The organism is Hymenobacter sp. J193 (assembly GCF_024700075.1).
Classification (GTDB): Bacteria; Bacteroidota; Bacteroidia; order Cytophagales; family Hymenobacteraceae; genus Hymenobacter.
Window position 1 is genome coordinate 4,851,375 of the sequence record NZ_JAJONE010000001.1, and the last position, 14,480, is coordinate 4,865,854.

At 61.7% G+C, this 14,480-nt stretch carries 17 protein-coding genes; 15 read left to right on the plus strand and 2 right to left on the minus strand.

Annotated features, from left to right (window positions below):
• Positions 1-85 precede the first annotated feature (85 nt).
• The 3 genes from LRS06_RS21310 (at position 86) to LRS06_RS21320 (ending at position 4,919) form a co-directional block, all read left to right on the plus strand.
• Positions 86-3,559 carry a methylmalonyl-CoA mutase family protein gene (locus LRS06_RS21310; RefSeq protein ID WP_257869619.1) on the plus strand — a complete coding sequence of 1,158 codons (3,474 nt, stop codon included), beginning with the start codon at positions 86-88 and terminating at the stop codon, positions 3,557-3,559.
• A gap of 65 nt (positions 3,560-3,624) precedes the next feature.
• The gene (locus tag LRS06_RS21315; protein ID WP_257869620.1) at positions 3,625-4,143 is read left to right on the plus strand and encodes a DUF1493 family protein; all 519 of its coding nucleotides are present in this window, start codon (positions 3,625-3,627) and stop codon (positions 4,141-4,143) included.
• 227 nt (positions 4,144-4,370) lie between these two features.
• On the plus strand, positions 4,371-4,919 hold the full coding sequence (locus LRS06_RS21320; protein WP_257869621.1) for a transposase: 549 nt from the start codon (positions 4,371-4,373) through the stop codon (positions 4,917-4,919).
• 211 nt (positions 4,920-5,130) lie between these two features.
• On the opposite strand, the gene LRS06_RS21325 is transcribed toward LRS06_RS21320, so the two are convergent.
• Positions 5,131-5,727 carry a hypothetical protein gene (locus LRS06_RS21325; protein WP_257869622.1) on the minus strand — a complete coding sequence of 199 codons (597 nt, stop codon included), beginning with the start codon at positions 5,725-5,727 and terminating at the stop codon, positions 5,131-5,133.
• 158 nt (positions 5,728-5,885) lie between these two features.
• Here LRS06_RS21325 and LRS06_RS21330 point away from each other — a divergent pair, with 158 nt between their 5' ends.
• On the plus strand, positions 5,886-6,131 hold the full coding sequence (locus tag LRS06_RS21330; RefSeq protein WP_257873339.1) for a hypothetical protein: 246 nt from the start codon (positions 5,886-5,888) through the stop codon (positions 6,129-6,131).
• A complete protein-coding gene (locus LRS06_RS21335; RefSeq protein WP_257873340.1) occupies positions 6,085-6,888 on the plus strand; it encodes an NADP-dependent oxidoreductase in 804 nt (267 codons plus the stop codon). Before LRS06_RS21330 ends, LRS06_RS21335 begins: the two co-directional genes overlap by 47 nt.
• Here the strand turns inward: LRS06_RS21335 and LRS06_RS21340 are convergent.
• Entirely contained in the window at positions 6,875-7,006 is a 132-nt protein-coding gene (locus tag LRS06_RS21340) for a hypothetical protein (RefSeq protein WP_257869624.1), read from the minus strand. The genes LRS06_RS21335 and LRS06_RS21340 overlap by 14 nt on opposite strands.
• 179 nt (positions 7,007-7,185) lie before the next feature.
• Here LRS06_RS21340 and LRS06_RS21345 point away from each other — a divergent pair, with 179 nt between their 5' ends.
• The 10 genes from LRS06_RS21345 (at position 7,186) to LRS06_RS21390 (ending at position 14,105) form a co-directional block, all read left to right on the plus strand.
• Entirely contained in the window at positions 7,186-7,782 is a 597-nt protein-coding gene (locus tag LRS06_RS21345) for a hypothetical protein (protein ID WP_257873341.1), read from the plus strand.
• A complete protein-coding gene (locus LRS06_RS21350) occupies positions 7,752-8,039 on the plus strand; it encodes a hypothetical protein (protein ID WP_257873342.1) in 288 nt (95 codons plus the stop codon). The genes LRS06_RS21345 and LRS06_RS21350 overlap by 31 nt, the downstream gene beginning before the upstream one ends.
• Positions 8,040-8,128: 89 nt before the next feature.
• Positions 8,129-9,199 (plus strand): DUF3667 domain-containing protein, encoded by a 1,071-nt coding sequence (locus LRS06_RS21355; protein ID WP_257869626.1) that lies wholly within the window; start codon positions 8,129-8,131, stop codon positions 9,197-9,199.
• Between the two features lie 366 nt (positions 9,200-9,565).
• Positions 9,566-9,811, plus strand: a complete 246-nt coding sequence (locus LRS06_RS25475) for a DinB family protein (RefSeq protein ID WP_374679454.1) — start codon at positions 9,566-9,568, stop codon at positions 9,809-9,811.
• 169 nt (positions 9,812-9,980) lie between these two features.
• Complete coding sequence (locus LRS06_RS21365) at positions 9,981-11,777, plus strand: penicillin-binding protein 2 (RefSeq protein ID WP_257869628.1); 1,797 nt, start codon at positions 9,981-9,983, stop codon at positions 11,775-11,777.
• A 144-nt stretch (positions 11,778-11,921) separates the two neighbouring features.
• On the plus strand, positions 11,922-12,599 hold the full coding sequence (locus LRS06_RS21370; RefSeq protein ID WP_257873343.1) for a hypothetical protein: 678 nt from the start codon (positions 11,922-11,924) through the stop codon (positions 12,597-12,599).
• 230 nt (positions 12,600-12,829) lie between these two features.
• On the plus strand, positions 12,830-12,916 hold the full coding sequence (locus LRS06_RS25635) for a hypothetical protein (RefSeq protein WP_374679455.1): 87 nt from the start codon (positions 12,830-12,832) through the stop codon (positions 12,914-12,916).
• Positions 12,917-13,209: 293 nt separating this feature from the next.
• Positions 13,210-13,362, plus strand: coding sequence for a hypothetical protein (locus LRS06_RS21380; RefSeq protein ID WP_257873345.1), 153 nt, complete (start codon positions 13,210-13,212; stop codon positions 13,360-13,362).
• 290 nt (positions 13,363-13,652) lie between these two features.
• Entirely contained in the window at positions 13,653-13,994 is a 342-nt protein-coding gene (locus tag LRS06_RS21385) for an FKBP-type peptidyl-prolyl cis-trans isomerase N-terminal domain-containing protein (RefSeq protein ID WP_257873346.1), read from the plus strand.
• Positions 13,995-14,018: 24 nt separating this feature from the next.
• A complete protein-coding gene (locus LRS06_RS21390; protein ID WP_257873439.1) occupies positions 14,019-14,105 on the plus strand; it encodes an FKBP-type peptidyl-prolyl cis-trans isomerase in 87 nt (28 codons plus the stop codon).
• Positions 14,106-14,480: the final 375 nt, after the last annotated feature.

Here is a 14,480-nt window from a genome sequence, read left to right on the forward strand (position 1 = left end):
CTCACAACAATCCGCCCCACGCCCTACCGCGCCGGGGCTTTTTCGTACCTTCGCCTACCCAAATTCCACCCCATTCCCCCGCGCTATGTCAGTAGCTCCCGCAGCTCCCTATAAGCCGAAAAACCACATTCGCATCGTAACGGCCGCCGCTTTGTTCGACGGTCACGACGCGGCCATCAACATCATGCGCCGCATCATCCAGAGCAGCGGCGCCGAGGTCATCCACCTGGGCCACAACCGCTCGGTGCAGGAAATTGTGGACTGCGCCATCCAGGAAGATGCCCAGGCCATTGCCATTACCTCCTACCAGGGCGGCCACAACGAGTACTTCAAGTACATGTTCGACCTGCTCAAGGAGCGCGGGGCGGGCCACATCCGCCTCTTCGGCGGCGGCGGCGGCGTGATTCTGCCCACCGAAATCGAAGACCTGCACTCCTACGGCATCGAGCAGATCTACTCGCCCGACGCCGGCCGCGCCATGGGCCTGCAGGGCATGATCAACGACTTGCTCCAGCGCTGCGACTTCCCCACGGGCCAGAACCTGAACGGCGAGGTCAACCACGTCAAAGAAAAAGACGCCCGCAGCATCGGCCGCCTCATCTCCGCCGCCGAAAACTTCCCCGACGAATTCGCCCGCGTAAAAGACCAGCTGATTTCCGACTTCCAGCAGGCCGAAGGCGGCAACGACCAGCGCCTCGACTCTCCCGCTACCTCGGCCACTAAAACCCCCATCCTAGGCATCACCGGCACCGGCGGCGCCGGCAAGTCGAGCCTGGTGGATGAGCTGGTGCGCCGCTTCCTGATGGACTTTCCCGAGAAGACCATTGCCATCATCTCCGTCGACCCCAGCAAGCGGAAGACGGGCGGGGCCCTCCTGGGCGACCGGATCCGGATGAACTCCATCAACAGCCCCCGCGTGTACATGCGCAGCCTGGCTACCCGTCAGAGCAACCTGGCGTTGAGCAAGTACGTGCAGGACGCCGTCGACGTGGTCCGCGCCGCCGAGTTCGACCTGATCATCCTCGAAACCTCCGGCATCGGCCAGTCCGACACCGAAATCATCGAGCACTCCGACGCCAGCCTCTACGTGATGACGCCCGAGTACGGGGCGGCCACCCAGCTGGAGAAAATCGACATGCTCGACTTCGCCGACGTCATTGCCCTCAACAAGTTCGACAAGCGCGGCGCCCTCGACGCCCTGCGCGACGTGCGCAAGCAGTACCAGCGCAACCACGGCCACTGGGACCAGCCCCTGGACTCCATGCCCGTGTTCGGCACCATTGCCTCGCAGTTCAACGACCCCGGCATGAACCGCCTCTACCGCGCCGTGCTGGCCACGGTGGAAGCCAAAACCGGCGTGCCCTTCGCATCCCAGCTCGAAACCAGCCAGGAAAACTCGGAGAAGATTTACATCATTCCGCCCCACCGCACCCGTTACCTTTCCGAAATAGCCGAAACCAACCGCCAATATGACCAGTGGGTTCAAAAACAAGCTGACGTTGCTCAGCAGCTTTATGGAATCAAGCAAGCCATCGGAGCCGTCCAAAGTGTCGGAAACGCCGCTGCAGGACCTGGCAGCGGGCACAGCGGCCACCAATCCGAATCCGGAAGTCTCGTGGCCGGCCTGGAGAGGACCTTCGAGGAGGTCAAACTCCGGCTGGACGGGCAGAACTGGAAACTCCTGGAAACCTGGCCGCAAAAAGTAGCTGCCTACAAGGCTCCGGAGTTCGTGTTCAAGGTGCGCGACAAGGAAATCCGCATCCAGACCCACACCACCAGCCTGAGTAACCAGCAGATTCCCAAAGTCAGCCTGCCGCGCTACACCGCCTGGGGTGACTTGCTGCGCTGGCAGCTCCAGGAAAACGTGCCCGGTGAGTTTCCCTACACCGCCGGCGTGTTCCCGTTCAAGCGCGAGGGCGAAGACCCGACCCGCATGTTTGCCGGCGAAGGCGGCCCCGAGCGCACCAACCGCCGCTTCCACTACGTGAGCATGGGCCTGCCCGCCAAACGCCTGAGCACGGCCTTCGACTCGGTGACGCTCTACGGCGAAGACCCTGACCACCGCCCCGACATCTACGGCAAGATCGGCAACGCTGGGGTGAGCATCTGCTGCCTCGACGACGCCAAGAAGCTCTACTCGGGCTTCAACCTGGCCAACCCCAGCACCTCGGTGTCGATGACCATCAACGGCCCCGCTGCTACTCTGGCCGCCTTCTTCATGAACGCCGCCATCGACCAGCAGTGTGAGCTGTATATAAAGGAGAACGGCCTGGAAGCTGAAGTCGAAGCTAAGATCAACCAGATCTACGCCGATAAGGGTCTCAACCGCCCCCGTTACCAGGGCGAGCTGCCCCAGGGCAACGACGGCCTGGGTTTGATGCTGCTCGGCGTCACCGGCGACCAGGTGCTGCCCGCCGACGTGTACGAAACCATCAAAACCCGCACGCTCAGCCAGGTGCGCGGCACCGTGCAGGCCGATATTCTTAAGGAAGACCAGGCCCAGAACACCTGCATCTTCTCCACCGAATTCGCCCTGCGCCTCATGGGCGATGTGCAGGAGTACTTTATCAAGGAGAAGGTCCGCAACTTCTACTCGGTGTCGATTTCCGGCTACCACATTGCCGAAGCAGGAGCTAACCCCCTCACCCAGCTGGCCCTCACGCTCTCCAACGGCTTCACCTTCGTGGAGTACTACGTGAGCCGGGGCATGAGCGTGAACGACTTCGCGCCCAACCTCTCCTTCTTCTTCTCCAACGGCATCGACCCCGAGTACGCCGTTATCGGCCGGGTGGCGCGCCGCATCTGGGCCAAGGCCATGAAGCTTAAGTACGGCGCCGACTCCCGGAGCCAGATGCTCAAGTACCACATCCAGACCAGCGGCCGGAGCCTGCACGCCCAGGAAATCGACTTCAACGATATCCGCACCACGTTGCAGGCCCTCTACGCCATCTACGACAACTGCAACTCCCTGCACACCAACGCCTACGATGAGGCCATTACCACCCCCACCGAGGAATCGGTGCGCCGGGCCATGGCCATTCAGCTCATCATCAACCGGGAGCTGGGGCTGGCCAAAAATGAGAACCCACTGCAAGGCTCCTTTATCATCGAGGAGCTCACCGACCTGGTGGAAGAGGCGGTATTGCTGGAGTTTGACCGTATCACCGAGCGCGGCGGCGTGCTGGGCGCCATGGAAACCATGTACCAGCGCGGCAAGATTCAGGAGGAAAGCATGCACTACGAGATGCTCAAGCACACGGGCGAGTATCCCATCATCGGCGTGAATACCTTCCTCTCCTCCAAAGGCTCACCCACGGTGGTGCCCGCCGAGGTTATCCGCGCCACCGACGAGGAAAAGCAGTACCAGATTGAGATGCTCAACATCCTGCACACCCGCAACGCCGACCAGACCGCCAGCCGCCTCAAGCAGCTCCAGCAAGTCGCCATTGCCAACGGCAACCTCTTCGCCGAGCTGATGGAAACGGTGAAGTTCTGCTCCCTGGGGCAGATTACGAATGCGTTGTTCGAGGTTGGGGGGCAGTACCGCCGGAATATGTAGACAATCTATTTGGTTGAATATGAAAGGGTGTTACCTTGCTGAGGTAGCACCCTTTCATATTTCTTATGGAAACCATTGAAGTTCGTTTCGCCGATTTACGCCGGGCCGCAGAGCAGGTGCCTGCCTTCGTTGAGGATCGGTTAGGCGGCGAAGCTGAATATGGCTTGCGCACCGGCATAGAGGAAGACATGGGCAGTGCCGGGCTCGACACCGAAGAACTACTGCTTGAGTTCTCCAAGCAGTATTCAGTCGACCTTTCAAAATTTGATTTTACTGGTATGATTAGCCCGGAGCTGGATAGTGATTCTAATCCTCTCTTCTCTCTCTTTTTCTTATTCTTTATAATTGTTTATGCAGTAGCCTGGTCCACTAAGTTCCTGGTTGGAACTGTCTACTGGCCTTTCAACCCTAAAGCGGCTACCCGGTTCATCAAAGAACCCATCGGTAACCCTTTCGCCTCGACGTCTGCACCGACATCTAAGCCCAGGCCTCTCTGTGACATTCTAACCATCGGTGACTTCGTAGCTTCCGCTGCCGCCGGGCGCTTCGTGAAGCGGGAGCGGGTACGTTTCGTGCTGGTATAGCTCAAAGCAGCTGCCCCAAACTGGCGCGAGTTTAGGCGCAGCCGTAACTCGTGACCTGCCTTGATGTGGAGGTTGTACCTCCATTGCCGCAACGCGGCACATCCGAACCGCGCCGCCTAGGCTCATCCAAGCGGCGTTGTCGTTCTACCGGGGAGGCACAGCCTCCCGGCATGGCTGGTCACGAGTTACGCTGCGCTAAACTCGCGCCAGTCGTGCATCTTGAAGCTATGAGCGAGAAATATAAGATCCGGGATTCGCAGCAGCTGTATTTTGTCAGCTTTGCTACCGTCAATTGGATAGACGTTTTCACGCGGCGGGTATACAACGATATTTTCGTGGATAGCCTGCGCTATTGCCAACAGCACAAAGGGCTGGAGATTTACGCCTGGTGCCTGATGACCAACCACGCCCACCTCATTATCAGCAGTGAAACCGCCAACCTCTCGGCTACTCTGCGCGATTTGAAGCGTCACACGTCCAAATCTATCCTCAAGGCTATTGAGGAAAATGGTCAGGAAAGCCGGCGGGAGTGGATGCTGTGGCTATTTGAGCGGGCCGGACAGCGCAATGCCCACAACGAGCACTACCAGTTCTGGCAACAGGACAGCCACCCGATAGAACTGCACTCCAACGAACTACGCCGCCAGCGCCTTGACTACCTGCACCGCAACCCGGTGGTAGCTGGCTTCGTGGATGTGCCCGAAGATTTTCTGTATAGCAGTGCCCGCGACTATGCCGGCCAGCCCGGCATGATTGATATTCTATTGATAGAGTAGTATGTACTGGCGCGAGTTTAGGTGCCGCTGTAACTTGTGCCAGTTCATGCTGGGAGGATGTACTCACTCGCAAGAAAGACAACCGCGCCGCCCGGATTACTCCAGGCGGCGCGGTTCCGGTTTGCCGCTGGCGCGGCAGTGGAGGTACAACCTCTACCTCATGGCTGGTCACGAGTTACGGCTGCGCCTATACTCGCGCCAGTTTTCCAATCTACTTCAACTCTTCACTGCCGCCTTTCCCACCCGTCGTCACCAGCTTGCGGGCTTGCGCATAGCCTTCGTACAGCGGGCGGTTGAGCAGCTTGAAGGCTTTCATGTCGGCATCGAGCTGGCGCACTTCGTCCATGAGGGCGGCGAGCAGGTCTTCGAGGGCGGCCCCGGCTACTACCCGCTCGTTGATGGTGTGGCGGGTGGCGGGCTGGGCTTGCTGGAAGGCCGTGAGGGCGTCGCGCAGGGGCTTGAGGGCCGTGGCAGTGAGGCCCTGCTTGGAAAGCAGGGGCGCTACGTCGGCGCGGGCGGCGCTGTCGAGGATGGCCTTCACTACCCCCGCAAAGGCCAGGGGGCGGAGCTTGCGCAGCTGCTTGCTGCTGAGCGTGGCCGAGGCCAGCAGGTCGTTGTCGGGCAGGCGGGTGGCAATGCGGCTGAGCGGGCCCAGCAGAGCCGGCAGCAGCTCCAGCAACTCATTTTTTGCCTTTTTGGCGGCGTCCGTCAGGTTTTGGGTGCGCTTGGCGGTGCCGCCCCGCGCCCCGGCCACCTGGGCGTAGCGGGTGGTAACTTCAGTGGCCTGGGCGGCGGCGGATTCGCTCACGGCCAGGGCCGGGTTCTGCTACGCGCCCCTATACGTTTCGGCAACGGCGGCGGGACGCTGGAGCGCGGGCCTATAGGCTGGGAGCTAAGGCTTTTCTCCTACCTTGGGGAGCGTCATCCGGCGTCCGCCAGCCGGGCATCACCTTAGCTACCTACCCCATGAAGGCATTTGTACTAACGCGTTACGGCAACAACCAGGAGATACAGGCGGCCGACATGCCGGAGCCGCTCGTCAACGCGGAGGATGTGCTGATTCAGGTCAAAGCAGCCAGCGTCAATCCGGTGGATTTCAAAATTCGGGACGGGCAGCTCAAACAAGTGCTGCCGCTGCGCTTCCCCCCACATTCTGGGCAACGACGTGGCCGGCGTAGTGACGCGGGTTGGGGCGAAGGTGACGCAGTTTAAGCCCGGCGACGAGGTATACGCCCGCGTCGACACAGACCGCATGGGCGCTTTTGCCGAATACGTGGCCGTAAAAGAGGCCGCCGTGGCCCCCAAACCTGCCAGCCACACTATGGAAGAGGCTGCGTCCCTGCCGCTGGTGGCCCTCACGGCCTGGCAAACACTGCGCGACGTGGGCCAGCTGCAACCCGGGCAACGGGTGCTCATTCACGCCGGCTCGGGCGGCGTAGGCACGGTAGCCATTCAGCTGGCGAAGCACTGGGGGGCTTTCGTGGCTACCACCACGAGCACCGCCAACGTGGAGTGGGTACAGCAGCTGGGCGCCGACCGGGTTATCGACTACAAAAAGGAGGCATTTGAAAATGTGCTGGAGGGCTACGACCTCGTGCTCGACACGCTGGGCGGGGAAGCCCTGGATAAGTCTTTCCAGGTGTTGAAAGCCGGCGGCAAAGTCGTGTCCGTGGCCGGGCCGCCCGACCCACAGTTTGCCAAAGACCAGGGCATGAACTGGCTGTTGCAGCAGGTGATGGGGGTGCTCAGCTTCCGCGTCCGTCGGCTCGCCAAAAAGCACCAGGCCAGCTATTCCTTCTTTCTTATGCACCCCAGCGGCGCGCAGCTGCGCGAGCTTGGTGCGCTGCTGGACGCCAGCATCATGCGCCCGGTGGTAGACCGCACATTCCCGTTTGAAGCTACTAAAGAGGCGCTGGACTACCTGGAAACCGGCCGAGCCAAGGGCAAAGTGGTGATTACGCTGAGCTGAATAGTCCGCCTATGTCGGCATCAGGCTGGCGCATCTCATCCATGAGAGCGAAGAGCAGGTCATTGCGGGCCTTGCCGCCCGAGTCGCGCCAGACACCGCTAACCAGAAGGAGACACATAACCGGAAGGAGACACAGGCTAGGGGATTATACCTTGATTTTATCTATAGTTTTGGGGTATCAGAACCTATCATCTCCCCTATGCGCCTTACTCGCTCGTTTGCCTGGTCTCTTCTTCCGTTCACGGTGCTGCTGGCGGCCGCGGGCTACAGCTCGAACCTACTGCTCCCTCCGACCCGGTGCCTGCTTTCACCCAGGGCGTTATTACCACCCGGGTATCGTTGCCCGGCAACCCGTATGATAAGCTGCTCAGCCAAGTAGATCCGGCCAAGGGCAACATCCAGGCGCAGCTGCAGCAGCTGGCCGGGCGCCTCACGGCGGCGGAGCAACAGCAGCTGCTAGCCGCGGCGGCCAACCTCAGCCCGGCTATGACCATTGGAGCCATGCTGCTGCCGCGCAAGGGCACCATCTACTGCCGGGGCAAGGAAGCCCGCGCCACCACCGATGCTCTCACCTACCATCTCGAAAACTATTTCAACCTCGCCACCAACAAAGGCTTGCTGCGGATGGCTTCGCAGTCGACGCCCCAGAACGTAAACTACACCTACGATGCCGCCTCAGTGGAAAAAACCTGGCAGAGCATTGTCGTGACGGATGTGGACTACACCCTACGCACCACCCCCGAGACGGTGCTGGTAGCGGGCTACCCCAGCCAGAAAACAACGTACACGCTCAAGCCCGGCGCCGAAGGAGCCAAGCCGGATGGTCCCGGTCAGTTGGCGAGCAAGCCCGTAGCCCTGGATGTGTGGACTTCCCCCAGATTCCGCAGAGCCTGAATTTTGCCCACCCGGTGTACGTCAACCAGGCCCACGGCATCACCCGGCTGGTGGTGTACTTCGATAAGGAGCGCAAGCAGCAGCTGCGGTATGAGTTTGCCACGGTGCAGGTCCGGCCCGTCACCGACCAGGAGCTGAAAGTAGCTACCACGGCGCCCGTTCTCGATTATGCCAAAGACGCTATGCAGATTGGCGTGCAAGCCATGGCACTCATGTTCGGGGGCGGCCCCAAAGCACCGGCTGATACCGAGGAGTAGCCCAGTCTTTGCGCACGGCTTGAAACCGGTGGACGGATGCTTACTTTGCGCCGCCCTACCGCACCGACTTCCTTACCTCTCTCTCTGCAATGGCGCACTCCGCCCATAAGCTACCCTCCTGCGCCAATTGCGGCCACGATTTCAAGGCCGCCGAAAACTACTGCCCCGACTGCGGCCAGCAAAACCATCCGCTCGACCTCTCCTTCGGGCACGTAGCCGAGGAAGTGCTCGAAGGTCTTTTCCACTTCGACGGCAAGGTATTTCGCACCCTGCGGCAGCTGCTGTTTAAGCCGGGCGCCCTCACGCGGCATTTCTGGGAAGGCAAGCGCGTGGCCTACGTGCCGCCCGTGCGGCTGTATGTGTTCATTAGCTTCGTGTTTTTCCTGCTGCTCTCGGTGGCCATGCACGCCCCGGAGCACGGCGAAGCGCGCACCATGGGCCAACGGATCCGGCAGGCCAGCATCCAGTTCCGGGCCGACTCTATCCGCCTGGCAGGCAAGCTGTCCACCGCCGATTCGGCCCAGGTGAAGCGGGTGCTGCGCAACAGTCAGCACGTGTCGGTGCTCAACGGTATTGTGAATACGGATGTGAACAGCGACACCCTGGACTACCGCCGGTGGAACGGCGTGCTCTACACCCCGCAGGAGTGGCGGGAGCTACCGGAGTATTCGTCGGCCCAGCTGGACGCCCTGCTCCGCCGCCACGGCCAGGAACCTTCGGCCTGGGCACGTTTTGCGGCGCGGCAGGGCCGGCAGATTATGCAGTCGTCGGAGCAGGATATTTCCCATCAGTTTGTACGCGGCATTTCCCTGATGATGTTCGTGCTCATGCCCGTGTTTGCCCTCCTGCTGAAGCTGCTGTACGTACGGCGGAAGCAGTACTACCTGGCTCACCTGATGTTTGCCATTCACGTGCACTGCTTTGCCTTCCTGCTCTTTTCACTGACCATGGCGCTCAGCTTGTTTGCGCACTTGCCTTCCGAGATTGTGCTGGTGGTGCTGCCCCTGCTAGCCCTGTACCTGGCCCTGGCCCTGCACCGAACCTACCAGCAGAACTGGCTGAAAACGGCGGTCAAATTCGTTTTCCTGCTCGGCCTCTACACCCTTATTATTGGCGCCGGGCTGGTGGGCGCGCTGGGGTTGAGCATGGTGCTGGTGTAGCGCGGCTGACGGGGCTGTAACAGCCCCCGGTTACCAGCAACGCTGCCGCTGAACATGCGAACCGGGCCACCTCTCTCGCGGGAAGTGGCCCGGTTCGCATCTGCCAATTCTATCCGGCTTGTTATTTCATTGCTTCACTCCAGCCTTTCCTGACTGCATGCTACCCGATACCCTCCGCCTGCTTTTCCGTCGCGACCTGAACCGGGTACTACAGGAACTCACCCAGTACCGGGACGAAGAAACCATCTGGCACGTCGAAAAGGGTATTGCCAACTCGGCCGGAAACCTCAGCCTGCACCTCGTCGGCAACCTACGAACCTATATCGGGGCCGAATTGGGCGGCGTGGCGTACACCCGGCACCGGGGCTGGAATTCTCCCTTAAGAACGTACCTCGTCAGGAGCTGCTGGAGAAGGTGGCCGAAACGCGCGACATCGTGGATGCATCGTTGCGCACGCTAAGCCCTGAGGTGCTAACCCAGGAGTATCCCCTGCTGGTGTTCGAGCAGAAGACCTCCACCGAATACCTGCTGGTTCATCTGACCACGCACCTTGCCTATCATCTGGGCCAGATCAACTACCACCGCCGCCTGCTCGACCTCACCGCGCCGTAGCCCGGCCGTCTCCGCCAACACCCCGCGCAGGGGGGCGTTCCGTCGCAAAACTGAGAGCCGCACCCGCTTTGTTGGAGTGGCTGCCACCTGGCTTCATCGAAAAGTCCAGCTCCTACTTCCCGCAATTGCCTAGCTTTACCCCATGCGTACGGCTTTCACTTGGGGTAGAATGCGGCTATTGGCTCTGCTAGTAGGGCTAGCGGCGTGCTCCTCCCCCGACCAGTCAGCCGAAGTATCCACTCAAGACCAGGACGTGCGCGTGCGCTATACGGCCCGACGCGTGGTGCTGCCCCAGGAGCCTCAGCGGGCCCGCCTCCTCGACCGGAACGACTCCGTGCTGGTAGCCACCCGCCTGCAGTTTCTGCTGCAGCTGCCGCGCCGCCCCCCGCTCGATACGCTGAAGCTGGGTTTGCTGCTAGGCTGGGACTCCACCACCGTGCGCCGCCGTATACGGGAGGCCCTGCCCTATACCGGGGCCCGCCCCAGCAATGGGGTGCAGCTCCGCCTCACTGCTGCCGAGGTGGCCCGGGTGCGCCAGGACAGCGCCGCCTGGCCCATGCTCACGCTAAGTCAGCGCCGCCAGCGCGTGTATACCACCCCGGCGGGCGCCCCGGTACTGGGCTATACCTACGCCGAGGCCCAGCCCTTCCTGCGCCAGGCCCGGCGCACCAGTCGCGGCCGCTTCTACCGCCTGCGCAACGGGGGACTGGAAACGTATTACAACGGCCTGCTCAACGGCCACCGCGGCTACCTGCATCCCTTAGTAGATAAGCAGGGCCGCCAGCACGGCAGCTGGGCCAAAGACACCTTGTTCCAGCAGGGCCAGGACCTGCACCTCACCCTCGATGTGAAGCTGCAGGCCTACGCCGAAAAGCTGCTCGGGGGCCGCCGCGGCTACCTCGTGGCCCTCGACCCACGCACGGGCGAAATCCTGGCTTACGTGTCGGCCCCGGTGTACCCGGCCGCCACCATCACCTCCCCCGACCAGGCCGGGGTACGGGCCGAGTTGCTGGAGCACGAGGACATGCCTTTGCTGAACCGCCCCGCCATGCTGGCCAACCCGCCCGGCTCGGTTTTCAAGCTGGTGAATGCCGCCATTGCCCTGCAGCTGGGCGCTATTCGCCCTGGCACCGGCTTCCGCTGCGACCAGTCGTTGGTGAGCTGCGTGCACGACCACCCCAAAGCCAGCAGCCTCACCGCCGGCCTCAAGTACAGCTGCAACCCCTACTTCTACCAGGTGCTGCAGAACGTCATCAACCACGTGCCCGACTCGCTGGTGCAGGATACCGTAGCGGCCCGCCACCTCAACCTGGCCCAGTGGCGCCGCTACGCCCGCTCCTTCGGCCTCGATTCGGTGCTGGGCGTGGATGTGCCCCGCGAGGCGCCCGGCTTTCTGCCCACCCCCGCCTACTACGACAAAGCCCGCCGTACCCGCGCCTGGACCTACCGCTCCATCTACTCGCTTAGCATCGGGCAAGGCGAAATCAACCTCACGGGCCTGCAGATGGCCAACATGGCCGCCATCATTGCCAACCGAGGCTGGTACTACCCGCCCCACCTGGTGCGCGGCATCGGAGCGGGCGGCCCGCTGGCTCGCTTCACCAGAAAGCACCGTACGCTCATCGACAGCACCAACTTCGCTGCCCTCATTCCTGGTATGATAGCCGTGATGCAGCGCGGTGGCACCGCCGATGCCTCCAGTCTCGCCGACGTAGGCATCACGGTAGCGGGCAAAACCGGCACCGTGGAAAACGACGAGGGCGACGACCACGCGGCCTTCGTTGGGTTTGCCCCCGCCGACCACCCCAAAATAGCTGTGGCCGTGTACCTCGAAAATGCCGGCTTCGGGGCCACCGCCGCCGCACCCTGCGCTGTGCTGGTCATGGAAAAGCACCTGCGCGGCTACATCGCACCCAAGCGCAAACGCTGGGAAAAGCGCATTATGAACCGGGCGCGGCAGGATTAGTCTATAGTGCAAAAGGTCTAGCTGGCACCCCGGCACGAAGCTACCGGCGCAGAGACGCATCCTATACAGTTCGCCCTGCATTCATCTTTGGGTGTTACTGGTCTTGGCTTTACAAATACCACCGGCCCCGTGTATTTTCGCCCTATGAAACGCAGCATTTGGCTTACTATCGTGGCGCTGCTGCTGGCGGGAGCCGTGCAAGCGCAGTCGTTGGCGGGAATATGGCGGGGCGTGGAAACCGATACCGGTGAAGGCCAACAGGTATGGCCGACAGTGTTGCGGCTCCAGAAAAGCAGCGGCAACGGCTTGTTCGGCATTCTCTACCAGGAAGTGGGCGGGCAGGCGGGCACGTCTGTCACTTTTCAGATTCAGGGCACGCCCACGGCCAAAGGGTTTCTGCTGAAGCACGTGCGCAAGCTCGATGAAACCGGCAGCACGCCTTTCACTTACTGGTGCGACGGCGCCATCACCTTCTCCTACGACCCGGCCCAGGAAAAGCTCACCGGTCAGGCCACCTACCGCCCCGTCGGTGACTGCGACGTGGGCGTCTTTACCCTGTACCGGGTTAAGCTGAAATCGGCGGCGAAAGTCGCGGCCGGGGTCGAAACCACTATCCGAGTATCAGGCCGCAGTGTGCGCTGGTATGCGGACCCCGAGCTGCAGAAACCCGTGGCGACGGGCAATACGTACCGCACCCGGCTCCAGCAAAACCACCACGTACTACCTCACCCAAGGCTATTACCCCAGCCGGGAAAGCGCCGTAGTGCCCATTACGGTTCAGGTGGCGGGCAGCCCGCCCGCGCCCCGGCCCTCCGCCCGTAGCTGCCCGGCCCACCCCCGCCCTGCCGCCGCTGGATACGGCCAGACGTACCTCCATTCTGCCGCCGCTCGATACCGCCCGCACCGCGGCTCAGATACCCTGCCCCAGGTGCTTTCTCCGACGCCCGTGGTGCTACCCACCGTGTTGTTTCGCCTGGGCACGGCCGAGCTGCTGCCCGAAGGGCTACCGGCCCCTCAACGCCCTGGCCTCGGAGCTGAAAGCCCGCCCGACGTTGCGGCTGCGCATTGCGGGCCACACCGACCGCGTGGGCGAGCCGCAGAAAAACCAGCTGCTCTCAGAGCAGCGGGCCAAGCGGTGAAAAGCTACCTCATAAGTGCCGGCGTAGCGGCCGAGCGCCTCAGCACCATCGGCTACGGCGACACCCGCCCGCTCTATGCTTCCCCCGATGCCCGCAACCGCCGGGTGGAGGTAGAGCAGGTTCCATAGCCTGCCGGAAGTGGGCTGTTCCTGCCCGTATTGGGTTTTGCATTAATCAGGATTTATTTATCAGTACGACCCCGAAATTAAGTATGCTTGCATAACATATTTTCAAACATTGCGTAGTATCTTTGCAGTCAACAAACTGATTTGCTTCATCCTACCTTATTTACCATGAAAAAGAGCACTGCTGCCGTTTCTTCGCTGTTGCTGCTGGGGGGCCTTGGGTCGCTGAGCCTGCTGGCCGCCCATGTGCGCGACCTGAACCTGTTTTTGACCTGCGCGACGAGGAAGAGCTTCACTTCTGCTAAGCACTTTTTCGGTTGAATACCGCAAACCCTCGCCTTCGGGCGGGGTTTGTTGCGTTCGGGGGCAAGCAAACCCGGCTTCGCTTTCAGCTACTTACCCCTGACGCCCGAAAAAACCGTATCTATTCCGACCGGTTTTCGGTACTTCACCGCCAGGAAGCTCACGCGGAGCTTGCCGTTTATATTCTTTTCTATCGGGGCACGGCCGGCCGGCAAACCGCAGGCGGCCACGTGTCCGCAAACCATTGATTCTATGGACCTGACCGGCCAGAAAGAGTAAACCGTCAGCTCTACATCATCGGGCGTATTATGGCCCGCAACTTCGCAGAGCAGGGCCTCGACCTGGACATCGACGTGCTGGCTGCCAGTATGAAGGGTGCCCTGGCCGGCCAACCCAGCCAGCTCAGCCCTGAGCAAATTCAGGCCGCCATGCAGCAGCTACAGGCCCAGTTTGGCGGCGGCGAAGAAAGAGGAAGAAGACCACCAAGACCCACTGCCATGCAAAACAACAAAGCCGAAGGCGAAGCCTTCCTCGCCGAAAAACCAGAACAAGCCGGGCATCACCACCTGACCAGCGGCCTGCAGTACAGAGTGCTGACTGAGGGCGCGGGCGAGAAACCCGGCCCCCGCTCTGAAGTGACCACGCACTAGCACGGCACGCTCATCAACGGCCGCGTGTTCGACTCCTCGTATCAGCGTGGGCAGCCGGCCACGTTCGGCGTGAACCAGGTAATTGCGGGCTGGACCGAAAGCAACAGCTGATGCCGAAGGCTCGAAGTGGCGCCTGTACATTCCTCGGATCTGGCCTACGGCAAGCGCAGCCCGGCCGCGACACATCGGCCCCGACTCCTGCACTCATCTTCGACGTAGAGCTGCTGAAAGTAAACAACTAATGTATTCGGCCCCGGTTGGCTCAGGCGGCACTCCGCCACGCTGGACAACGACCAGCACTGCCCAGCCGGGGCCTATACGTGCTTATGCCCGAGCCGGAAATTCCCGCTTCGCCCGCGCGCCCCCGTGCCCCGGACCTGCATAGCCCTGACGGCCGCCTCATGCACAGCCACGACCGGGTGCGCATCCACAACCAAACGTTTGGGCTCCTGGAACTGGAGCGCGCCGAGCTGAAACCCGTGCGCT